Raw genomic sequence first — 22,185 nt, forward strand, 5'->3', positions numbered from 1 at the left:
GACACACCGCCCTAGCTGCAAAGTTCGCGCACGCTCAGGCCGCCCGGGACCGCGCCAGACTGCGCTCGATCCGTCGCACAAGGGCATCCGGCGCACGGCGCACATCATCGGCCACGATCGTCATGACGGTCCAGCCCATCTCTTGCAACGCGGCGCGCTTCTGGCGATCCTTGGCGAAGCTGACCGGATCGCTGTGCCAGTCGAATCCGTCGTACTCGACCGCCAGTCCGCACGTCGGCCAGGCGAAATCCAGGCGCCACAGCCTGCCACCGAAGTCGACCACCTCATACTGCAGAACCGGCATCGGCAGACCCGCGTCGATCATGACCAGCCGGGCCTCGCTTTCCATCGGCGATTCCGCCTGCGGTGCCGCGTGCGCAACCAGCTCCCGGACGTTCACGATCCCCCGTCGCCCGTACTGTTGCACGACCGCGTCGACAAGCTCATGGCGAGTGCATGTATCGCTGCGCAACGCGGCATCCAGCGTGGCGAGAGCCCTCGGACGACGCAATGACCGCGCGACTTCCACCGCCGTCCATGCCGCGCTCGTCGCAGGCCTGCCGTCGACAACGGACAGCGGTGCACCCTCCCGCCGGTGGACGATCAGGCCGTCGGATGCCCGGAGCTGATGACCCACCGGGGTGAGCACGTGTAGGTCACTGGTGTCCTCGGTATCGAAACCGTATGCTGCGGCGGCGGTGCCGAGGCAGATGGCCACCGGCTCGCCTGCCCGCAGGTCGAGCCCACTGAGCCGGATGTGGTTATCGGGCTCCACGAGCGAGTACACCCCGGGCCAGGCCTTGATGAGCGCACCCGTGCGGATCATCGTGTCGAGACGGCTGCGGCTGACCTCGGCAAGCAACTGCGCAGTGCTCAGAACGCCACCCTGGCGCTCGGCCAGCATAACCAGCTCGGCCATCTGATCGGACATGTTCCCGATCGTCGATCAGCGGCACACGGCACGGCCATGCCGCGCGGTCAATCTGTGGACGAATCGCAGAATGTGGACAAACAGCCGCGGCGAGCGTGCGCAAACTTCCGTACAGGGCGGCGTGTCGACCCGCAGACACGCACGCTCGCCGGGAACGAAACTGAAAGGCTCAGCAGCCCTTGAGGCGCACCGCCAGGTAGTTCGACACCTCCGAGATCGCCACCCGCTCCTGGGTCATGGCGTCGCGCTCGCGCACGGTCACCGCGTGGTCCTCCAGCGAGTCGAAGTCCAGCGTGACGCAGAAGGGGGTGCCGATCTCGTCCTGCCTGCGGTACCTGCGGCCGATCGCACCGGCATCGTCGAACTCGACATTCCAGCTCTGACGCAGTTCGGCGGCGAGATCCTTTGCCTTGGGCGACAAGTCGGCATGCCGCGACAACGGCAACACCGCCGCCTTGACCGGCGCCAGTCGCGGATCGAGCTTGAGCACGGTGCGCTTGTCCACCCCGCCCTTGGCGTTGGGGGCCTCGTCCTCGCGGTAGGAATCCACCAGGAACGCCATCAGCGACCGGGTCAGGCCGGCCGCCGGCTCGATCACATACGGCGTGTACCGGGTATCCGAGGCCTGGTCGTAGTACGTCAGGTCCACCCCGGAAGACTTTGCGTGACTGGACAAGTCGTGATCGGTGCGGTTGGCGATACCTTCCAGCTCACCCCACGGGTTGCCGGTGAAACCAAACTTGTACTCGATGTCGGTGGTGCCCGCGCTGTAGTGCGAGAGCTTCTCCAGCGGATGCTCGTAGAGCCGCAGGTTCTCCGGCCGGATCCCGAGGTCGATGTACCACTGCAGGCGCGTCTCGATCCAGTACTTGTGCCACTCCGGCGCGGTCGACGGCTCGACGAAGAATTCCATCTCCATCTGCTCGAATTCGCGGGTGCGGAAGATGAAGTTGCCCGGCGTGATCTCGTTGCGGAAGCTCTTACCGATCTGCCCGATGCCGAACGGCGGCTTCTTGCGGGATGTCGTCACCACGTTGGCGAAGTTGACGAAAATGCCCTGCGCGGTCTCCGGACGCAGGTAGTGCAGACCTTCCTCGGACTCGATGGGCCCGAGGTAGGTCTTGAGCATCATGTTGAAATCGCGCGGCTCGGTCCACTGCCCCTTGGTGCCGCAGTCCGGACAGACGATCTCGGCCATCGGCACGGCGTCCGGGTCGGCCAGTCCGTCCTTGGCGCCCCGCTTCTCGAAATAGGCTTCCTGCAGGTGGTCCTGCCGGTGCCGTTTGTGGCAGTTCAGGCATTCCACCAGCGGGTCGTTGAACACCGCGACGTGGCCGGAGGCCACCCACACCTGACGCGGCAGGATGATCGCCGAATCCAGGCCGACGACATCGTCGCGACCGGTGACGACGGAACGCCACCACTGCTTCTTGATGTTCTCCTTGAGCTCCACGCCGAGTGGCCCGTAGTCCCATGCGGATTTGGTACCGCCGTAGATCTCGCCCGATTGGTAGACGAGGCCACGGCGTTTCGCCAGGTTTGCAACGGTGTCGATGATCGAAGGAGACGAAGCCACGGGTCAACAGCGTAGCGACGACCTGCGGCGGGTCGCGCCCGGGCTGGTGTGCGGCGAGCGTTGACATGCACGAATCTGCATGTATTCTGACTCGTAATGAAAACCATTTCCAATTCTGCCACGGCCGAGGACCATTCCGCGCACTCCCATCCGAGTACGCCGTTCCCCGAGTTGCCCGCGCGTGAGGTTCTGGACAACGCCGGCGATCTGCTGCGCGCGCTGGCCGCGCCCCTGCGCATCGCGATCGTGCTGCAGTTACGCGAATCGATGCGCTGCGTGCACGAACTGGTAGACGCGCTGGACGTGCCCCAACCATTGGTCAGCCAACACCTGCGGATCCTGAAGTCCGCGGGCGTGGTGGCCGGGGAACGCAGCGGCCGCGAGGTGATGTACCGCCTCGTCGACCATCACCTGGCCGAGATCGTCATCGCCGCTGTGACGCACGCTTCGGAGGACGACCGATGAGCACGCCGGTGCGATCGACCAAACAACGTGCGGCCATCTCGGCACTGCTGGAGAACATCGACGATTTCCGGTCAGCGCAGGAATTACACGATGAACTGCGTAAGCAGGGTGAGGGCATCGGGCTGACCACCGTGTACCGCACCCTGCAGTCGATGGCCACCGCAGGCCAGGTCGACACCCTGCGCACCGACACCGGCGAGTCCGTCTACCGCCGCTGCTCGGACCACCACCACCATCACCTGGTGTGCCGGGTCTGCGGCAGCACCGTCGAGGTCGACGGCGGTGCCGCCGAGGTGTGGGCCGACGAGGTGGCCGCCGAACACGGATTCACCGAGGTCTCCCACACCATCGAGATCTTCGGACTGTGCGGCCCCTGCGCGGTCAGCTGACCCGCACGAACTCCAGCACCGTATCCCTGGTCAGCGGGGCGAGCTCGATATCGCCGGGGTCGTGCGGATCGATCCACGCCATCTCGGCGATCTCGGCCGCTGCGGTCGGCGGACCGTCCAGTTCGACGAAGAAGAGGTCGGCGGCCACCCGGTGACCGGGCTCGTTGGCAGCGGCCGCATCGTGGTGGCCGAGCTCGCGCACCGAGTCGGCGACGATACCCACCCCGAGTTCCTCGGCGATCTCCCGGTGCAGGGCCTGCAGCGGCGTCTCCCCCGGTTCGAGCTTGCCGCCGGGTTGCATGAACGCGGTCGTCCCGCGCTTGCGCACCACCAACACGTGCGCACGCGCGTCGAGCACGACGGCCGCGACCACCCGGATGACGGCGCTCACGCCACCAACGTGCGACGCACATCGGCGCCGGTCGCCAGCACCATCATGATCAACGTGCTGAGCGCCTCATCGGTCAGCCCCGACGCGGGAAAGTTGTAGCGCAGCAGCACATCCGCCGACTCATCCTTCTCGATCAGCGAGACCGTGCCCAACAGGGTGTTCCTGGTGTGCCCGGCGACGATCCCGCGCAATGCGTCATCGAGCGGCTGGTCCCAGACCAGGATCTGGTTCAGCGAGACCATGTCGAGCCCCTCGCCGACACTGACCACCCGCAGCGAGGCGAACGTGCCGTCATGGTGCACGGTCAGGGCGCCGTCCTCTTCGCGGGTGGCAGGCAGCAAGGCCTCGACGACGGCCGCCAGCCGCTCCTGCAGATTCATCAGGCCCTCCCCCTCAAGCTCTGCCGAAGCGACGATTGCGGTGCACGTACTCCTCGCACGCCGCCCACAGATCGCGGCGATCGTAATCCGGCCAGAGCTTGTCCTGGAAGACGTACTCGGCGTACGCGGCCTGCCAGAGCAGGAAGTTGCTGGCGCGTTGCTCACCGGAGGTCCGAATGAACAGGTCGACATCGGGGATATCGGGCCGGTGTAGGTGCCTGGCGAACGACGCCTCGCTGATCCGGCCGGGGTTGATCTTGCCCTCCGCAGCCTCCTCGGCGAGTTGCCGTGCGGCCTCGACGATCTCGGTGCGTCCGCCGTAGTTCACGCAGTAGTTGACGGTGATGACGTCGTTGCCGACGGTCATCTGCTCGGCGATGTCGAACTCCTTGATGACGCTGCTCCACATCCGCGGCCGCGACCCGACCCAGCGCATGTTGACGCCCATCGCGTCCAGGTTCTCCCGGCGCCGGCGCACCACCTCGCGGTTGAAGCCCATCAGGAAGCGCACCTCCTCGGTGCTGCGCTTCCAGTTCTCGGTGGAGAACGCGTACACCGACAGGTGCTTGATACCCAGTTCGATGGCTCCGCAGGTGATGTCGATCAGCACCGCCTCGCCCATCTTGTGACCCTCGGTGCGGCCCAGCCCGCGCTGGGTGGCCCAGCGCCCGTTACCGTCCATCACCACCGCGACGTGGTTGGGGACCTGGTCGGCGGGGATCTGCGGGGGTACAGCCTTGGAGGGGTGCTGCGGCGGCCGGGAGAACCGGCCGTTGGTCTTGGGTGGCAGGTCGGGGAACACCACCGGCCACGTCGAGGTGTCCGGGAATTCCGGATAGTCCTCAGGCGCCGGGGGCAGCTGCGGGTAGATGACCTTGCCCCGTTTGATTGCCATGCGCCATATCCTGCCCGAACACCACGGTCCGGCGTTCAACGGCCGCACTATCAACCCGATAGACCCGCTCCACCAGCGGCAATGTCCGCAGCTGACGTTCCAGGTGCCATTGCAGGTGCGCGGCCACCAGCCCGCTGGCCTGGCTGCGGTGCGCGGTGGTGGAGGTTTGCGCAAACTCCCAGTCCCCGTCGTGCAGCGCAGACATCAGCTCCAGCACAGCTTGGGCAGGGGTTGCCGAGCCGGATGGTCGGCAGTGCACACACACGCTGCCCCCGGCGGCCACGTTGAAGGCCCGGTGCGGGCCCGGTGCGGCACAACGGGCACATTCGGTCAGCGCCGGCGCCCAGCCCGCGATTCCCATCGCCCGCAGCAGGTACGCATCGAGCACCAGCTCACGGGGACGTCGTCCCTCCGCGACCGCCCGCAGCGCCGCCACGGTGAGACCGTGCAGTTGTGGGACGGGGGCGCGTTCCTCGCCGGCGAGGCGCTCGGCGGTCTCCAGGACCGCGCAGGCGCAGGTGTAGCGGCCGTAATCGCTGACGATATCGACGGCGAAGGCGTCGATGGACTGCACCTGGGTGACGATGTCGAGGTTGCGGCCGGGATGCAGCTGAACGTCGATGTGCGCAAAGGGCTCCAGCCGTGCCCCGAACTTGCTGCGGGTGCGGCGCACCCCCTTGGCCACCGCGCGCACCACGCCGTGCTCACGAGTGAGCAGCGTCACGATCCGGTCGGCCTCGCCGAGCTTGTGCTGGCGCAGCACGACCGCTCGATCCCGGTACAACCGCATCCGCCCAGTCTCCCACCGCACTGTGACAACGGCGCCATCGCAACGCCGGATATCCTCAGACATCGTATGTCTGTCACCCAGAAGAATCCCGTTCGCATGCGCGTCTTTCCCACTCTCACCCAACAGCTCTACCGCCTCGCCAGCGGCGCTACGACCTCCGAGGAACTGGTACGCCAGTCCCTTACCGTTATCGAGGCCAGCCAGCCCCGCCTGAACGCGTTCCGTGTCGTGCTCACCGAACAGGCCCTTGCCGCCGCCGCCGAAGCCGACCGCAAACGCGCTGCCGGACAACACCTTCCACTGTTGGGAATCCCGATTGCGGTCAAGGATGACGTGGACGTCGCCGGTGTGCCAACCCGCTTCGGGACCGTCGGCAACCCGCCGCCCGCCACCGCCGACGCCGAGGTGGTACGCCGACTGCGCGCGGCCGGGGCGGTCATCGTCGGCAAGACCAACACCTGCGAACTGGGCCAGTGGCCGTTCACCAGCGGCCCCGGCTTCGGACACACCGCCAACCCGTGGTCACCGCGGCACAGCCCCGGCGGATCGTCCGGCGGCAGCGCCGCCGCCGTGGCCGCGGGACTGGTCACCGCGGCCATCGGATCCGACGGCGCGGGCAGTGTGCGCATCCCGGCGGCCTGGACCCATCTGGTGGGCATCAAGCCACAGCGCGGCCGGATATCCACTTGGCCGCTGCCCGAGGCGTTCAACGGCATCACCGTCAACGGTGTGCTGGCCCGCACCGTCACCGACGCCGCCATCGTGCTGGACGCCGCATCCGGCAACGCCGACGGCGATCTGCACAAACCGGCTCCGGTGCGGGTTTCCGACCACGTCGGCCGGGCGCCGGGCGCGCTGCGGGTGGCGGTGTCCACCGCCCTGCCGTTCACCTTCTTCCGGTCCACGCTGCACCCGGAGATCAGCGCGGCTCTGCAGCGCGTTGCCGGCCAGCTCGAACAACTCGGCCACCACACCGTCCGAGCGGACCCGGACTACCACCTCAAGATGTCGTGGAACTTCCTGGCCCGCTCCACCGCGGGCCTGGTCGAGTGGTCGCAGCGGCTGGGCTCCGATGTCGAGCTCGACAAGCGCACCGTCAGCAATATCCGCACCGGATGGGCGCTCTCCCAGAACACCCTGCGCAAGGCGCGCGCGGCCGAGGCCGATGCCCAGCGCCGCATCGGCTGGATCTTCAACATCGCCGATGTCGTGCTCGCCCCGACGACCGCCCAACCGCCGCCGCTGGTCAACGAGTACGACGATCGCGGTCCGCTGGCCACCGATCGGGCCATGATCCGCGCCTGTCCCGCGACCTGGCCGTGGAATCTGCTCGGTTGGCCCTCGATCAACATCCCCGCCGGGTTCACCGCCGAGGGTCTACCCATCGGGGTCCAGCTGATGGGACCAGCCGACAGCGAACCGTTGCTGATCTCGCTGGCCGGTCAACTGGAGGCGGTGAACGGCTGGATGGTCCAGCAGCCCGAACCGTGGTGGCAGGAGGAGGCGCTCACGTAATGTGCTCGTTCATGTCGTCGTTGCTGCCGTCGCCGCTGTTGATCTCGTCACGCCGCTGGGTGACCGCCCTGCCGGTGGTCGCGCTGGCCGCCGGGACGGTGCTGACCGCACCGTCCGCGCACGCCGACAACCGTCGGCTCAACGACGGCGTGGTCGCCAACGTCTACACCGTTCAGCACCAGGCCGGCTGCACCAACGATGTCAAGATCAACCCGAAGCTGCGGCTGGCCGCCCAGTGGCACACCAACGATGTGCTGAACAACCGAGCACTGAACGCCGATATCGGTTCCGACGGCACGACGGTCGCCGACCGCGCCCGCAACGCCGGGTACGCCGGTGCGGTGGCCGAGACGGTGGCGATCAACCCGGCGCTGGCGATCAGCGGTATCGAGCTGATCAACCAGTGGTATCACCGGCCCGACTATTACGCCATCATGGCCGATTGCACCAACGTCGACATCGGCGTGTGGTCGGAGAGCGTGCTGGACCGCACCGTGGTGGTCGCGGTGTACGGCAAGGGTGACGGTGCACCGCCGGTGCCCTCGAACATCCGTGACTTCGGGCAGGTTCCGGGCTGGACGCCCTAAGGCTCAGAACCCTAGGCGGCCAAGCTGTTTGGGATCACGCTGCCAGTTCTTGGCGACCTTGACGCGGAGCTCCAGGAACACCTTGGTGCCCAACAGCTTCTCGATCTGGTGACGGGCCGCGGTACCGACCTCGCGCAACCGCGCCCCGCCCTTGCCGATCACGATGCCCTTCTGGCTGTCCCGTTCGACGTAGAGGATGGCCCGCACGTCCAGCAGCGGGTCGTCTTCTGGTCGTCCCTCGCGTTCTTCGACCTCGTCGATGACGACGGCCAGTGAATGCGGCAGCTCGTCGCGCACCCCCTCGAGCGCAGCCTCGCGGATCAGCTCGGCCATCAGAACTTCCTCGGGCTCATCGGTCAGCTCGCCGTCGGGGTAGAACGCCGGCCCCGGTTCCAGATGGGAGACCAGCACATCGGTGAGGACATCGATCTGCTGCCCGGCGGTCGCCGAGACCGGGACGATATCGGCGGCCTTGGCGCCGAACTCCTCCTGGACGGCGATCAGTTGCTCGGCCACCTTCTCCCGGGACACCTTGTCGGTCTTGGTGACCACCACGATCAGCGTGGTCCGCGGCGCGACGGCGGAGATCTGTTCGAAGATCCAGCGATCGCCGGGACCGATGCCCTCGTCGGCGGGGATGCAGAAGCCGATCACGTCGACCTCCGAGTAGGTGTCCTTCACCAGCTCGTTGAGCCGCTTCCCGAGCAGGGTGCGCGGCCGGTGCAGACCGGGGGTGTCGACGAGGACGATCTGGAAGTTCTCCCGGTGCACGATGCCGCGGATGGTGTGCCGGGTGGTCTGCGGCCGGTTGGAGGTGATCGCCACCTTCTGCCCCACCAGCGCGTTGGTCAGGGTGGACTTGCCCGTATTGGGGCGGCCGACGAAACAGACGAAGCCGGAGCGGAATTCGTCGCTCACCGGGACTCCAGCGGGGTGCCCGCGCGGTCGGTGACGATGACGGTGGCACCGGACGACAGCTCGGTCACCGCGGCGATCCCGGCGTCCTGGGCCGAGCCTCCGACCAGCACCGCGGCCTCGAAACCGGCGGCACCGCTGGACACCGCGGCGGCCACCGCGGCCTGCAACGCGGTCAGCTGAAGCGCCGCGAGCCGGACCGGCGCACCGGCATAGGTGCGGCCGTCCAGATCGCGCACCGCAGCACCCTCGGGCGCCTCGGCGCGGCCCATCGCCCCACGCGCCAGCGTCACCAGCTTGGCATCCTCGTCTTGCACAGTCATGTACCGCTCTCCTCGCTGGGGCTGGGTTCCTCGGGGCTGATCAAAACGGTGCCGACGCGCACCCGGCCACGATGGTCCGGTCCGCCCTCGGCGCGCAACCGCAGCCCGTTCCAGCTGACCTGTGCGCCGGGCAACGGCACCCGGCCCAACTCGTGGGCCAGCAGACCGCCGACGGTGTCGACCTCCAGGTCCTCGTCGATGCGCAGATCGTCGTAGAGCTCGGTGAGATCCTCGATCGGCACCCGGGCCGACACCCGGAAGGTGCTGTCCCCCAGCTCCTCCCAAGGCGCCACTTCACCGGCGTCGTACTCGTCGTTGATCTCCCCGACGATCTCCTCCAGCACATCCTCGATGGTGACCAGGCCGGCGATGGCACCGTACTCGTCGACCAGCAGAGCCATGTGATTGCGGTCGCGCTGCATTTCCCGCAGCAGGGTGTCCAACGGTTTGGAATCGGGCACGAACACCGCGGGGCGCATCAGATCGGCGACCCGGATGTCCATCCTGGCGCGTTCCAGCCGGGTCTGCTGCACCAGATCCTTGAGGTAGATGACGCCGACGACATCATCGACGTTCTCCCCGATGACCGGAAGACGGGAATGCCCGCTGCGCACCGCCAGCGAGGTCGCCTGGGCCACCGTCTTGTCGCTCTCGATCCACACCATCTCGGTGCGCGGCACCATCACCTCGCGTGCCGGAGTGTCGCCGAGTTCGAACACCGACTGGATCATCCGGCGCTCGTCATCGGCCACCACGCCGCGCTGTTGTGCCAGATCGACCACCTCGCGCAGTTCGATCTCGGAGGCAAACGGCCCGTTGCGGAATCCACGTCCGGGGGTGAGCGCGTTACCGATCAGCACCAGGAGTCGGCTGACCGGGGTGAGCAGCACCGAAATCGCGTGCAATGGCAGCGCCGAGGCGAGCGCGATGGTGTAGGCATTCTGCCTGCCGACGGTGCGCGGTCCGACACCGATGACCACGAAGCTGACCACCACCATGGTGGCGGCGGCGGTGAACAGGCCCCATTCGACCCCGAGCGGGCCGTCCAGATAGGACACCAACAGCACGGTGGCGCTCACTTCGCAGGTGATGCGCAGCAGCACAACGAGATTGATGTAGCGAGGCCGGTCGGCCAGCAACCGGGCCAGCCGGATCGCACCAGGGCGCTCATCGCGCACCATCTCCTCGACCCTGGCCAGCGAGGCGGTGCTGATCGCCGCGTCGACGGCGGCGAAGAGTCCGCCGAGCCCGATCAGCAGCACGGCCCCGATCAACGGCGCTATCCCGGTCACGGCTGATCGAAGTATCGCGACCCGTCCAGCAGCCGGCGATCCTTCGCGTTCTGCAGATCCTGGCGATACGCCTCGACCTGGTCGGCCACCCATTCCTCGAGGAGGCGACGCTGCAAGGCGAACATCTCCTTCTCCTCATCGGGTTCGGCATGGTCGTAGCCGAGCAGGTGCAGCACGCCGTGCACGGTCAACAGTGCCAGCTCCTGGCCCAGAGAGTGGCCGGCCTTCTCGGCCTGTTTGGCGGCGAACTCCGGGCACAGCACGATATCGCCGAGCATCGAGGGTCCCGGCTCGGCGGCGTCGGGACGACCGCCGGGCTCCAGCTCGTCCATCGGGAAGCTCATCACATCGGTGGGCCCGGGCAGGTCCATCCAGCGCATGTGCAGATCGGCCATCGCGGCCTCGTCGAGCAGCACCATGGACAACTCGGCGGCCGGATTGACATCCATCTGGGCGATCACGAACTTCGCGACGCTGATGAGTTCCTGTTCGGAGACGTCGATGCCCGACTCGTTGGAGACTTCGATGCTCATGTCAGTTGTTTTCCGTCATTCATCGTCGCGGCCGACCGGCCGAGGAGCGCCGCTGCGCGCGGTTGACCAGATCGGGCTGCCCCTCGTGGCGCGAGTAGGCGTCCACGATCTCCGACACCAGCCGGTGGCGTACCACATCGGCGCTGGTGAGGCGGGAGAAGTGGATATCGTCGATACCCGCGAGGATGTCCGAGGCGGCCCGCAATCCGGACTGCGCGCCACCGGGCAGGTCCACCTGGGTGACGTCACCGGTGACGACCATCTTGGAGCCGAAACCCAGCCGGGTCAGGAACATCTTCATCTGTTCGGGCGTGGTGTTCTGCGCCTCGTCGAGGATGATGAACGCATCGTTGAGGCTGCGGCCGCGCATGAAGGCCAGGGGCGCGACCTCGATGACCCCGGCCGCCAACAGGTTCGGGATCGCCGCCGGATCCATCATGTCGTGCAACGCGTCGTACAGCGGGCGCAGATACGGGTCGATCTTCTCGGTCAACGTGCCGGGCAGGAAGCCAAGCCGTTCACCGGCCTCGACCGCGGGCCGGGTCAGGATGATCCGATTGACATCCTTGGCCTGCAGCGCGGCGACCGCCTTGGCCATCGCCAGATAGGTCTTCCCGGTGCCCGCGGGCCCGATACCGAACACGATGGTGTGCGAGTCGATCGCGTCGACATAGTGCTTCTGGTTGAGCGTCTTGGGCCGGATCGTCTTCCCGCGCCGGGACAGGATGTCCAGCGTCAACACCTCGGCCGGGGAGGCGTCCGATCCGCCGGTGAGCATCGACACGCTCTGCCTGATCGCATCCGGGGTCAGCGGCTGGCCGCGGGTCACCACCGCGACCAACTCGCCGACGACACGCTCGGCCAGTGCCACGTCGGCGGGCTCACCGCTGAAGGTGATGGCATTACCGCGGACATGGATATCGGCGGTGAGCAGTCCTTCCAGGGCACGCAGATTCTCGTCGGCCGAGCCGAGCAGGCCCACGATGGTGTCGGGCGGAACTGTGATGCTGCTTCGTACCGGTCCGGTGATCGGGCCAGCGGTCGTCTCGCGGGGCGTCACGTGGAGTTTCGTGCCTGCTTTCTGGTTTCTCGAAATCGTGCCTCGAATTGGTGCTGTACTGAGTTTACCGCCGGGCGCCGACGTGACCCAGTATCAGTTCTGCAGGTCCCAGCGGCCGCTGAGTACACCGATCGCCCCGAGCGCGACGGCCGCGGCCGTGGAGGTGCGCAGCACCGACGGCCCCAGCCGCACCGGCTGCGCACCGGCCTCGGTCAACGCGGCCAACTCTTCCGGGGCGATCCCACCCTCCGGCCCGATCACCAGCATCAACTCCTCGCCATCGGCCGGCAGTGCCTCGGCGATGCCGACGGTCGCCGACTCGTGCAGGACCAGGGTCGGGGTGCCGGCCACCCTGGCGAGCAGGTCCCTGGTGGACACCATCGCCTCGACGGCCGGGATGCGTGGGCGCCGCGATTGCCTGGCGGCCGCGCGGGCGACCGCCGCCCAGCGGGCCAGGCCCTTGTCGATCTTGGCCGGCGATTCCCAGCGGGCCACGCAGCGACCGGCCTGCCACGCCAGGAAGGCATCCGCGCCGGCCTCGGTGGCGAGTTCGACGGCCAGCTCGGAACGCTCGGACTTGGGCAGCGCCTGCACGACGGTCACCATCGGCCGCACGGGTGCGACCTCGGTGACGGCCAGCACCCTGGCCGCCAGCCGGCCTTTGGCCGCCTCCTCGACGACGACGTGCGCCAGCGTGCCCGCGCCGTCACTGAGATCGAGTTCCTCGCCGACGCGGGTGCGCCGCACCGTGGCGGCGTGATGGCCCTCGTCACCGTCGACCACCACGACTGCCCCGACATCGGGCAGCGCGTCGACGTAGAACAGGCTCCGCATCGCAGCTCAGGCCGCCGGATTCGGTTCGGTCACCGACCGGAGAAGGTCTCGCGCAGCCGGCTGAACAGCCCGCCGGCCGCACCGGCGGCCGAACCGTTGGCCGACTTCACCTCCGCCACATCACGGGAGCGGTGTTCCTTGAGCTTGGTCAGCAGCTCGGTATCGGTGTGGTCGAGCCGGGTCGGGATCAGCACCTCGACATGGGCGTGCAGGTTGCCGCGCACTCCCGAGCGCAGATGCGGCATCCCGTGCCCGCGCAGGGTGGTCACCGCGCCGGGCTGGGTGCCCGCCGGGATCTCCAATTCGATCGGGCCGTCGAGGATGGCGTCGACGGTGACCGTGGTGCCCAGCGCCGCGTCGAACATCGGCACCGTGACGGTGCAGTGCAGATCGTCACCGTCGCGGACGAACACCTCGTGCTGCTGCTCGTGCACCTCGACATAGAGGTCGCCGGCGGGGCCACCACCGGGGCCGACCTCGCCCTGGGCGGCCAGCCGCACCCGCATCCCGTCGCCGACGCCTGCCGGGATCTTGACGCTGATCTCGCGGCGGGCCTGCACGCGACCGTCACCACCGCAGCGATGGCACGGATCCGGGATGGTCTCGCCGACACCGCCGCAGACCGGGCAGGGACGCGAGGTCATGACCTGACCCAGCAGGGAGCGCTGCACGGTCTGCACCTCGCCCTGACCGTGGCAGGTGCCGCAGGTCTGGGGCTTGGAGTTGCCGTGGGTGCCCTTGCCCTGGCACAGATCGCACAACACCGCGGTGTCGACGGTGACCTGCTTGGTCACCCCGGTCGCGCATTCGGCCAACGTCAAGCGCATCCGCAGCAGCGAGTCCGAGCCGGGACGGACCCGGCCGATCGGCCCGCGGGATCCGGCGCCGCCGCCGAAGAAGGCCTCGAAGACATCGCCGAGACCGCCGAATCCGCCCGCGAATCCGCCACCGCCGGCGGCGGCGTTCTCCATCGGATCGCCGCCCAGGTCGACGATGCGGCGCTTCTCCGGATCGGAGAGCACCTCGTAGGCGACCTGGATCTCGGTGAACCGCGCCTGCGCCGCCTCATCGGGGTTCACATCGGGATGCAGTTCACGGGCCAGCTTGCGATAAGCGCGCTTGAGCTCCGAATCACTGGCGCCCTTGCTCACGCCGAGCAGACCGTAATAATCGCGTGCCACGCTTGAAACCTCTCTCGTACCGCCACCGGCGGTATGCCACTGCTGTTGACGCCCCGACTATCGGGTGCCCAGAACTTCACCTATATAGAGAGCAACTGCGGCGACGTTGGCGATCGTTCCCGGATAGTCCATCCGTGTGGGACCGACCACACCCATACCGCCGAACACCTTGCCCGAGCTGCCATAGGTGGTGCTGACCACCGACGTTCCCAGCATCTGCTCGGCCTCGGTCTCGTGCCCGATACGCACCGTGACCTTACCGGCCTCTTGCTGCGCGGCGAGCAGCCGCAGCACCACCACCTGCTCCTCCAGTGCTTCGAGCACGGACCGCAGAGACCCACCGAAGTCTGCGGTGTTGCGGGTGAGGTTGGCGGTGCCGCCCAGCACCAGGCGCTCCTCGGTGTGTTCGACGAGGGTTTCCACCAGCACCGTCGCGGCGCGGCCCACCGCATCACCGAGTCCACCGTGACCGTCGAGGGTGCTGGCCAGATCCGCCACCGCCACCGAGGCCGCCGACAGCGGCTTGCCCTCCAGTGCCGCGCCGAGACGCTCGCGCAGCTGCGAGAGCTGATGATCGTCGATGGCATCACCCAGTTCGACGACCCGTTGGTCGACGCGGCCGCTGTCGGTGATGACCACCAGCAGCAGCTTGGCCGGTGTCAGCGCCACGACCTCGAGGTGGCGGACCGTCGACGCCGACAGCGTCGGGTACTGGATGATGGCCACCTGCCGGGTGAGCTGCGCCAGCAGGCGCACGGCGCGGCGCAGCACATCGTCGAGATCCACCCCGGATTCCAGGAAACCCAGGATTGCCCGGCGCTCGGCGGACGACATGGGTTTCACATCGTCGAGACGGTCGACGAACTCGCGGTAACCCTTCTCGGTGGGCACCCGGCCCGAACTGGTGTGCGGCTGGGTGATGTACCCCTCGGCTTCCAGCACGGCCATGTCATTGCGCACCGTGGCGCTCGATACGCCCAGGTTGTGCCTCTCCACGAGCGTCTTGGATCCGATCGGCTCCTTGGTGGCGACGAAGTCGGCGACGATGGCTCGCAACACCTCGAAGCGACGGTCATCGGCACTACCCATACATTCACCTCCGGAAGTTCACCTGTTCTTACCCTCGATCTGGGCCGGTTATGCCGTCATTTTACGGGCATCAACTGCACGGATTCGCAGCGACGGCCGGGTACACCGGATCGAGCCGCGGGTGCGTGCTTGACAAGTCAAAGACATTGCCGACATTGCCGGTCGTTTGCGATTAACCTCGCCTTCATGGGAGACCGCCGGTGATCTTCAAAGGTGTCCGCGACGGGAAGCCGTATCCCGAACACGGCCTGTCCTACCGCCAGTGGGCGCAGATCCCGCCCCGCCAGATCCGGCTCGACGAATTGGTGACCACGACCACCGTGCTGGCACTGGATCGGTTGCTGTCGGAGGACTCCACGTTCTACGGCGATCTGTTCCCCCACGCCGTGCGCTGGCAGGGAATCATCTACCTGGAGGACGGCCTGCACCGTGCCGTGCGCGCCGCGCTGCGCAACCGGACCGTCCTGCACGCGCGCGTCTATGACATGGACGACCCGCTGCCGGCCTGACCGGATCGGCTCAGCAGGTAACCGGCGGTCATCAACTGCCAGGCGAAGATCGGGTACACCGCCGCGCGTTCCCACGCGCCGATCTGTGCGGGTCCGAAGACGGTGACAAGCAGCGCCGCCAGCCCGGTGAGGCCGAGCAGCGCCGAGGCACCGCGGTACCACCCCGGGGCGGTCCACCCGGCGCTGCTGAGGGCCGCGGCATTACCGCCGATGATCGCCAATCCCGCCCCGATGACATGCCAGGTGTGGCCCTGCCCGCTGTGCACGATCGCGATCGAGATGTTGCCGATGCCGTTGGCCGCCGCGAACGCCGAGAACCAGCGGTGTCGCCGCGATCGGTGGGTGGCCAGCAGGGCGGCCGCGGCGAAACAAAGACCCTGCAGGATGAACGCCGCGTTCATCCACGCGCCGCGTGGTGAGACGGCCGGGTTGCCCAGGGTGCTGATGTAGTCGGCGTCGTAGCGGTATCCCGGTAAGGCCGCGGCGGCCAGCGCCTCGGCGGCGAAGTATCCGGCGGCGCCGAGGATCCACAGCGCCGCGGCAGGCCTCACCCCGTCACCGGCGAGCAGTCTCATATACCCCTAAATGCCCACCTTTCCGGGGGTACATGCGTCTCCTCGCGAGAGAAAGGTGACCGTCAGGACATGGCGTCGCGCAGGCTCTTGGGCCGCAGGTCGTTCCAGTTCTCCTCGACATAGGCCAGGCAGTCGGCGCGCGTGCTCTCCCCGAACACCACGCGCCAGCCGGCAGGCACATCGGCGAACGTCGGCCAGAGGCTGTACTGCTCCTCGTCGTTGATCAGCACGAAGAAGACGCCGTCCTCGTCATCGAATGGGTTGTTGCTCATGGGCTTTCCTTCTGTTGTCGGTCTGTGCTGCGGTGGCGAAAAGGTCGGATCCCAGCACCCGGTCGGACAGTCGGCCCAGGCAGCTGAGGTTGGGGAAGCCGGGGCCCTGGGTCAAACCGGCGAGCCCGGGCAGGAACAACTTCGGGTCGACATCGTCGACCGACAGGTCATAGCCGATGGATTCGGCGATGCTGTCGGGTGTCAGCGGTCCGCCCAGTCCGAGCTCCAGCACATCGAGGGCGTCCTGCCGCAGCAGCGGGACGAACCACATGGCGTTGGCACCGGACCCGTCGATCACCAGGTCGAAACCGTGCACCGTCTCCAGCCGCTCGCCGCCGCGCTCGGTCTGCAGCGTGAGGCGGATCCGCTCGTCGCGGGCCACCGCATGGGCCACCCGCCCGCGCAGGTGCCGGATACGGTCATCGGCCAGCAGCGCATCCTGCACCCGCACCGAGAACACCCCGCGGTCGGTGCGGTTCATCGCATCGCGTTTCTCGGCGGGTGTCAGTCCGGCCCAGTGGATCGGATCGGAGTACAGCGAGTTCTCGAAAAAGCCCTCACCGCGGGTGAACAACGTGACCTGCGGTGAGATCACCGTGATGGTCGAAACCCGGTGCCGGAACAGCTCATCGAGCATGGTGCCTGCCGTCTCGCCGCCGCCGATGACGGCGACGCGGTCGGCCGAGATCAACTCGTTCTGGGCGGCCCGGTGCCAGAACTGTGCGATCGAGAGCACGCGCGGGTTGCCCGGTAGCAGGGACCGCTCGGCCTGCCCCGGTCCGGTGATCATCAGCGCGTCGGCATGCACGACGCCCTCGCGGGTGCCCAGCTCCCACCGGGTCGCATCGTCGGTGTACTGCAAACCGATCTCGGTGACATCGCCGGTGCGCACCTGCATCCCGATATTGGTCGCCACCCAGGTCAGGTACTGGCTCCATCGCTTGTGCGTCGGTGCGGGCCTGCCGCGGTCGATCCACTCGGCGAATTGACCCGATGAGACGAGATAGGACTGCCAGCTGTGCCGCATCATCCGCTGGTCGAGCTCGGCGTTGCGCCGCGCGACGAGTGCGGACTGGTACGGGAAACCGATGTCCTTCTCCGGTCCGGTACCCAACCGGTGCTGGCCGTCGGTCCAGCCGCCGGCGGCCTGCCAGTTGGCCGCCACCGCGGTGCGCTCGATCGCCACCACCTCGGGGGCGGGCACACCCATCGCCCGCAGCTCGGCGGCCTTGGCCGCCACCGCGATGGCCTTCACCCCGGCGCCGATGACGGCAAGGGTCTTGGTCATGAGATCACCTCGTTCAGTGCTTCCTGCCACAGCGCCTGCAACGTCGTGACGTCCTCTGCGGCGACGATGTCGGGCAGTGTGCGCCACTGGGTTCCGAGCACGGGTGCCCCGTCCTTCTCGACGATCAGCACGTTGAGCGTGATCTCGTGGCGGATGGCCAGATTCGGCTCGGGGACTCGGGATACGTCGTTGAGTAATGCGCGGTCGACCGTGAGCGCCGACCGACCGGGCACCTGACGGAGCCGGCCGAGATAGTTGAGCAGTACCTGCGGTTCGCGGTAGCCGCCGAGGCGTTCGGCCGTGTCACTGCGCAGGTATCGCAACAGGGCGTAGTCGATGCCGTCCCCGGGTATGGCGGCCAGTTCGGCGGCCACCCCGGTGGCGTCCTGGGAGGACAACCGCACCGGATAGATGGCGCTGAGCAATCCGACGGTATCGCCGGTGTCGATGTGGCGGTGGTCGTCGGCCAGTCCCTCCGAGACCGTGATATCCGCTCGGCCGTGGGTCTCGATGGCCAGCAGCGGCGTGCCTTCGGCATGCCCGTGCCGGCGCCGCCACGCGGTGATCGTGCGCGCGGTCGCCGCCGCCAGCACCTCGGTCACCCCGACCGGAGCCGCCAGCACCCGGGCGGTGAGCGCCCTGCCGACGAACGCCATGCTGATCTCGGCGTCGGCGGCCCGGTCGGTGTCCGGGCGTACCCGCCGGGCACCGAGATCGGGGTCGGGACCAGCGAGCTGACGCTCCCAGAAATCGCAGGTATCCAGTTTCAACGCGCGCTCGGCCAACAGGCTCGACCAACGCCGAAGCGAGGTGTGCTCGCGGACCGGCGCCGGATGATGATCGGCAGCCAATGCATGCCAACCGGTTTCGAGTTCCCCGAGCACGATCTGCCAGGAGGACGGATCCATCGCCAGCACATGCGCGGTCAACACCAGGACCTCGGCACCGCTGTCGTGGTGCAACCAGACCGCGTCGAACAACACGCCGCGTTCTGGATCGAGCCGCTGAATCGAAGAGTCGGTATGCGCGGCAACGGCGGCAACCAGTTCACCGCTCGCCCGCGCCTCGGTGAGCAGCTCCCGCTCGCGAGGCTGTTCGACCAGGCTCATCGTCGCCCGGTCGAGCCGGCACCGGAACACCTCGTGACCGTCGATCACATTGCCCAGCAATGTCTCCAGACGCTCCCGGGTGACATCGGCGGGCAACCGGATCGCCTCGGTCTGCGCCAGTCGACGCGCATCCCCATGCGCCAGCAACCAGTGCCCCGCGGGCAGCAGCGGGATCGGTCCGGTGCCGTCGGCGTCGACGGGATCGACGACGATATCGTCGTCGATCGCGCCCGCCAGCTCCCGCACGGTCGCGCATTCCAGCATCAGCCTGGCGCGCAACGGAATTCCGCGCCGGCGCACCGCCTGCACCACCGACAACGCCACGATGCTGTCCAGTCCGAGGTCCAAGAAATCGGCGTTGACGTCCACGATCCGGGCGTCGAGCAGATCCCCGAGCACCTCGGCGATCGCGATCTCGGTCTCGGTGCTCGGCGCGGCGAACTCCGCAGCCACCCCGACACCCCGATCGGCATCGAGTGCGGCCAGTGCCCGGTCGTCGACCTTCCCGTGGGCCGTCAACGGGATCTCATCGACATCGATGATGTGATGTGGGACAAGGTACTTGGGCAGCGTCGCGGTGAGCATCCTGCGCAGGTCCGAGGTGGCCACCTCGGACACCACATACGCCGTCAACCGCGGACCGCTGCGGTGCCTGCGCACCGCGACATGGGCGTGCCGCACCTCGGGGTGCCGGTAGAGCGCGGCCACCACCTCACCGGGCTCCACCCGGAAACCCCGAATCTTGACCTGGTCATCGCTGCGTCCGAGGTACTGCAGCGCACCCGACCCCGGTAGCCGCCGCACGACGTCGCCGGTGCGGTACATGCGGCGGCCCGGACGGATCGGGTCGGCGACGAACCGGGCCGCGGTCTCCCCCGGCCTGCCGAGATAGCCGCGGGTGAGCTGCCCACCGCTGAGGTACAACTCGCCGGCCACTCCGTCGGGAACCGGCCGCAACCAGGAATCCAGCACATGGACGACGCTCGTGGCCGTCGGGTCGCCGATGCACGGTTGCGGGTGGTCGGCGATCGCGGCCACCACGGCCTCGACGGTGGTCTCGGTCGGCCCGTAACAGTTGTGCGCGCGCATCCCGCTGCGCTCGCATTCGGTGCGGATGCCCTGCCAGGCCGCGGTGTCGATGTTCTCCCCGCCGAGGGCCAGCACGGCCAACGGCACGGTCGACAGCAGGCCGGCGGCACGCAACTGGCTGAACATCGACGGGGTGGTGTCGATCATGTCCACGCCGAACCTGCCGATCTCGGCGACCAGCGCCTCGGCGTCCCGTTGCACGCCCGAGCTGATGATGTGGACGCAGTGCCCCTCGAAGAGCGCCACCAGCGGCTGCCACGCCGCGTCGAAGGTGAACGACCATGCGTGCGCGATCCGCAGATCGCGGCCCAGCCGATTCTGCGCCGGGCGCAGCATCCGGGCCGCGTGGTCCGCTCCGTAGGCGAGTACCGCGTGGTGGGTTCCGATGACACCCTTCGGTTTTCCGGTGGTTCCCGAGGTGAAGATGATGTATGCGCCCTGTCCGGGGCGCACTGCCGCGGCGACCGCATCGGCGGCGAGATCGCCGACACCGGCCAGTAGACCATCGTCGATGACGAGTTCGGCACCGGTCTGCGCGACGATCTCCTGCACGCGCTGCGACGGCATCCCCGGGTCCAGCGGCACGATCAACCCACCGGCCTTGAGCACGGCGAGCATCGCCACCACGTAATCGGGTCCACGGCAGAGCAGTATCGGTACGGGCGTCTCGGCGCCCACTCCCCTGCGCTGCAGCTCCGCGGCCAGACGGTCGGCGGCGGTGTCGAGTTCGCGGTAGGTCAGGCTGCCGGAATCCCAGCTGAGCGCGGGCGCGTCTGGACGCTCGGCAGCGACCGCGGTGATCGCGCCGTGGATGCCGCCGTCGTCCTGCACCCACTCTGATTCGGGTTCGGGCACGTCGACCTCGCCGTCGAGGGTGACGGCGATATCCCGCAGCGGACGGTCCCAGTTGGTGAGCAACCGCTGCACCACCAACAGCACCCGCTCGGCGAGGGTTGACGGATCGAGCAGACCCAGTGCACCGGTGGTGGTTTCGACAAGCACCGTCAGGCGGCCGTGCGCCGGATGCGCGGCGATGGTCACCGGAAAATGCGAAAGGCTCTCCAGCGCCGCGGGCCGGATCACCGCATCGCCCATCTCGAAGTCGCCGCCACCGACCAGGCCGCCTGGCGGGAAGTTCTCGTAGACCAGCAGGGTGTCGTACAGCTCGCCGATGCCACCCGCCGTGCGCAGCTCGGCGTGACTGAGAAAGCTGTGCTCGCGCAGCTCGGCGGCTTCACGCTGGAGCGCAAGGCACTGCCTGCCGACGCGCTCACCCGGGTTCACCCGGATCCGCAACGGGACGGTGTTGATGAACAGGCCCACCATGGACTCGACGCCGGACAGTTCGTCGGGTCGCCCGGACACCGTCACCCCGAACACCACGTCGTCGCGGTCGGTGAACGCCGAAAGAATGGTGGCCCAGGCCATCTGGAACAACGTGCTGACGGTGACGCCACGGGCGCGGGCGGCCTCGAACAGGCGCTCGGTGGTCTGCTCGTCGAGTTCGGTCTCGGTGCGCTCGGGCAACCCACCGGCGATGTCCCCGGACAGCGCCGGTGTCAGCATCGTGGGTCCGTCGAGGTCGGCCAGGTGGGTCTGCCAGCGTTGCCTGCTGGCCGCCGGGTCTCGGGCGGCCAGCCAGCCAATGTAGTCGCGGTAGGGCCGGGCCGGCGGCAGCACGGCGGTGTCACCGCCGGCGCCGTAGAGCGCCATGAGCTCACTGACGAACACCGGCAGCGACCAGCCGTCGATCACTATGTGGTGGGCGACCACCACGAATCGCCACTGCGCGTCCGGCAGTTCGGCGAGCACGAACCGGATCGCCGGTCCGTGCGCCAGATCGAACGGTCGGGCACGGGCCTGCAGTTCCACCGCGGCGGCCTCGCCGGCATCGGCGGCCAGCACATGTTGCCACGGCAGGTCGAAGACCGCGGGGACCACCGCGACCGGTCTGCTGAGGGTGCCCTGGAAGAAGCTGACCCGGATGTTGGGATGGCGCTCCAGCATCGCCTCGGCACATGACCGCAGCAGCTCGACATCCAGCGCCCCGGAGACGTCGGCGGCCATCGCGATGATGTACGGGTCGGCTCCCGCCTCACTGTCGGTCAATCCGGCCAGCGAGTACAAACCCTGCTGCAGCGGGCTCAGTGCCATCACGTCGATGATGGCCGGTGCGTCACTCATGTCGTGTCACTCG

The 22,185-nt window shown here is 67.9% G+C and carries 23 protein-coding genes; 5 read left to right on the forward strand and 18 right to left on the reverse strand.

Annotated features, from left to right (window positions below; translation table 11 throughout):
• Positions 1 to 34: 34 nt before the first annotated feature.
• Both IC40_RS0104715 and IC40_RS0104720 read right to left on the reverse strand, forming a co-directional pair.
• Positions 35 to 931 (reverse strand): type IV toxin-antitoxin system AbiEi family antitoxin domain-containing protein, encoded by an 897-nt coding sequence (locus IC40_RS0104715; protein ID WP_234411534.1) that lies wholly within the window; start codon positions 929 to 931, stop codon positions 35 to 37.
• Positions 932 to 1,100: 169 nt separating this feature from the next.
• A complete protein-coding gene (locus IC40_RS0104720; protein WP_030133600.1) occupies positions 1,101 to 2,507 on the reverse strand; it encodes a glycine--tRNA ligase in 1,407 nt (468 codons plus the stop codon).
• A gap of 96 nt (positions 2,508 to 2,603) precedes the next feature.
• Between IC40_RS0104720 and IC40_RS0104725 the strand changes: the two genes are divergently transcribed.
• Complete coding sequence (locus IC40_RS0104725; RefSeq protein WP_030133601.1) at positions 2,604 to 2,972, forward strand: ArsR/SmtB family transcription factor; 369 nt, start codon at positions 2,604 to 2,606, stop codon at positions 2,970 to 2,972.
• Positions 2,969 to 3,361: a Fur family transcriptional regulator gene (locus IC40_RS0104730; protein WP_030133602.1), complete on the forward strand. Its 393-nt coding sequence runs from the start codon at positions 2,969 to 2,971 to the stop codon at positions 3,359 to 3,361. The genes IC40_RS0104725 and IC40_RS0104730 overlap by 4 nt, the downstream gene beginning before the upstream one ends.
• Here the strand turns inward: IC40_RS0104730 and IC40_RS0104735 are convergent.
• From IC40_RS0104735 to recO, 4 genes are read right to left on the reverse strand one after another with little or no spacing between them, the layout of a single operon-like run.
• Complete coding sequence (locus tag IC40_RS0104735) at positions 3,354 to 3,752, reverse strand: NUDIX hydrolase (RefSeq protein ID WP_030133603.1); 399 nt, start codon at positions 3,750 to 3,752, stop codon at positions 3,354 to 3,356. The two genes, IC40_RS0104730 and IC40_RS0104735, sit on opposite strands and share 8 nt — an antisense overlap.
• The gene (locus IC40_RS0104740; protein WP_030133604.1) at positions 3,749 to 4,132 is read right to left on the reverse strand and encodes a hypothetical protein; all 384 of its coding nucleotides are present in this window, start codon (positions 4,130 to 4,132) and stop codon (positions 3,749 to 3,751) included. Before IC40_RS0104740 ends, IC40_RS0104735 begins: the two co-directional genes overlap by 4 nt.
• Positions 4,133 to 4,145: 13 nt before the next feature.
• Entirely contained in the window at positions 4,146 to 5,027 is an 882-nt protein-coding gene (locus tag IC40_RS0104745; protein ID WP_030133605.1) for a decaprenyl diphosphate synthase, read from the reverse strand.
• A complete protein-coding gene (gene recO, locus IC40_RS0104750) occupies positions 4,975 to 5,817 on the reverse strand; it encodes a DNA repair protein RecO (protein WP_030133606.1) in 843 nt (280 codons plus the stop codon). The genes IC40_RS0104745 and recO overlap by 53 nt, the downstream gene beginning before the upstream one ends.
• Before the next feature lie 66 nt (positions 5,818 to 5,883).
• Here recO and IC40_RS0104755 point away from each other — a divergent pair, with 66 nt between their 5' ends.
• Both IC40_RS0104755 and IC40_RS0104760 read left to right on the forward strand, forming a co-directional pair.
• Entirely contained in the window at positions 5,884 to 7,332 is a 1,449-nt protein-coding gene (locus IC40_RS0104755; protein ID WP_042509569.1) for an amidase, read from the forward strand.
• Positions 7,333 to 7,343: 11 nt separating this feature from the next.
• A complete protein-coding gene (locus IC40_RS0104760) occupies positions 7,344 to 7,919 on the forward strand; it encodes a CAP domain-containing protein (protein ID WP_234411535.1) in 576 nt (191 codons plus the stop codon).
• 3 nt (positions 7,920 to 7,922) lie between these two features.
• On the opposite strand, the gene era is transcribed toward IC40_RS0104760, so the two are convergent.
• From era to hrcA, 8 genes are all read right to left on the reverse strand, one after another.
• The gene (gene era, locus IC40_RS0104765; protein WP_030133609.1) at positions 7,923 to 8,837 is read right to left on the reverse strand and encodes a GTPase Era; all 915 of its coding nucleotides are present in this window, start codon (positions 8,835 to 8,837) and stop codon (positions 7,923 to 7,925) included.
• Positions 8,834 to 9,157 carry a cytidine deaminase-like protein gene (locus IC40_RS0104770; protein WP_030133610.1) on the reverse strand — a complete coding sequence of 108 codons (324 nt, stop codon included), beginning with the start codon at positions 9,155 to 9,157 and terminating at the stop codon, positions 8,834 to 8,836. Before IC40_RS0104770 ends, era begins: the two co-directional genes overlap by 4 nt.
• Positions 9,154 to 10,449, reverse strand: coding sequence for a hemolysin family protein (locus tag IC40_RS0104775; protein ID WP_030133611.1), 1,296 nt, complete (start codon positions 10,447 to 10,449; stop codon positions 9,154 to 9,156). Before IC40_RS0104775 ends, IC40_RS0104770 begins: the two co-directional genes overlap by 4 nt.
• Positions 10,446 to 10,982 carry an rRNA maturation RNase YbeY gene (gene ybeY / locus IC40_RS0104780; RefSeq protein WP_030133612.1) on the reverse strand — a complete coding sequence of 179 codons (537 nt, stop codon included), beginning with the start codon at positions 10,980 to 10,982 and terminating at the stop codon, positions 10,446 to 10,448. Before ybeY ends, IC40_RS0104775 begins: the two co-directional genes overlap by 4 nt.
• Before the next feature lie 19 nt (positions 10,983 to 11,001).
• Complete coding sequence (locus IC40_RS0104785) at positions 11,002 to 12,042, reverse strand: PhoH family protein (protein ID WP_019514604.1); 1,041 nt, start codon at positions 12,040 to 12,042, stop codon at positions 11,002 to 11,004.
• A 93-nt stretch (positions 12,043 to 12,135) separates the two neighbouring features.
• The gene (locus tag IC40_RS0104790) at positions 12,136 to 12,876 is read right to left on the reverse strand and encodes a 16S rRNA (uracil(1498)-N(3))-methyltransferase (protein WP_030133613.1); all 741 of its coding nucleotides are present in this window, start codon (positions 12,874 to 12,876) and stop codon (positions 12,136 to 12,138) included.
• A 29-nt stretch (positions 12,877 to 12,905) separates the two neighbouring features.
• Positions 12,906 to 14,057 (reverse strand): molecular chaperone DnaJ, encoded by a 1,152-nt coding sequence (gene dnaJ, locus IC40_RS0104795; RefSeq protein WP_030133614.1) that lies wholly within the window; start codon positions 14,055 to 14,057, stop codon positions 12,906 to 12,908.
• A gap of 57 nt (positions 14,058 to 14,114) precedes the next feature.
• Entirely contained in the window at positions 14,115 to 15,146 is a 1,032-nt protein-coding gene (gene hrcA, locus IC40_RS0104800; protein ID WP_030133615.1) for a heat-inducible transcriptional repressor HrcA, read from the reverse strand.
• A gap of 200 nt (positions 15,147 to 15,346) precedes the next feature.
• On the opposite strand from hrcA, the gene IC40_RS0104805 reads away from it, so the two are divergent.
• Complete coding sequence (locus tag IC40_RS0104805; RefSeq protein ID WP_030133616.1) at positions 15,347 to 15,655, forward strand: type II toxin-antitoxin system VapB family antitoxin; 309 nt, start codon at positions 15,347 to 15,349, stop codon at positions 15,653 to 15,655.
• On the opposite strand, the gene IC40_RS0104810 is transcribed toward IC40_RS0104805, so the two are convergent.
• The 4 genes from IC40_RS0104810 to IC40_RS0104825 all read right to left on the reverse strand — a co-directional run bounded on the left by IC40_RS0104810 (position 15,625) and on the right by IC40_RS0104825 (position 22,172).
• A complete protein-coding gene (locus tag IC40_RS0104810; RefSeq protein ID WP_042509570.1) occupies positions 15,625 to 16,230 on the reverse strand; it encodes a DUF998 domain-containing protein in 606 nt (201 codons plus the stop codon). The genes IC40_RS0104805 and IC40_RS0104810 overlap by 31 nt on opposite strands.
• A gap of 62 nt (positions 16,231 to 16,292) precedes the next feature.
• Complete coding sequence (locus tag IC40_RS0104815; RefSeq protein ID WP_030133618.1) at positions 16,293 to 16,502, reverse strand: MbtH family protein; 210 nt, start codon at positions 16,500 to 16,502, stop codon at positions 16,293 to 16,295.
• Positions 16,480 to 17,790 (reverse strand): NADPH-dependent L-lysine N(6)-monooxygenase MbtG, encoded by a 1,311-nt coding sequence (mbtG, locus tag IC40_RS0104820; RefSeq protein WP_030133619.1) that lies wholly within the window; start codon positions 17,788 to 17,790, stop codon positions 16,480 to 16,482. The genes IC40_RS0104815 and mbtG overlap by 23 nt, the downstream gene beginning before the upstream one ends.
• Positions 17,787 to 22,172, reverse strand: coding sequence for a non-ribosomal peptide synthetase (locus tag IC40_RS0104825; RefSeq protein WP_030133620.1), 4,386 nt, complete (start codon positions 22,170 to 22,172; stop codon positions 17,787 to 17,789). The genes mbtG and IC40_RS0104825 overlap by 4 nt, the downstream gene beginning before the upstream one ends.
• Positions 22,173 to 22,185: the final 13 nt, after the last annotated feature.

The sequence above is a fragment of the Mycolicibacterium neoaurum ATCC 25795 genome, assembly GCF_000691525.1.
Taxonomy (GTDB): Bacteria; Actinomycetota; Actinomycetes; order Mycobacteriales; family Mycobacteriaceae; genus Mycobacterium; species Mycobacterium neoaurum.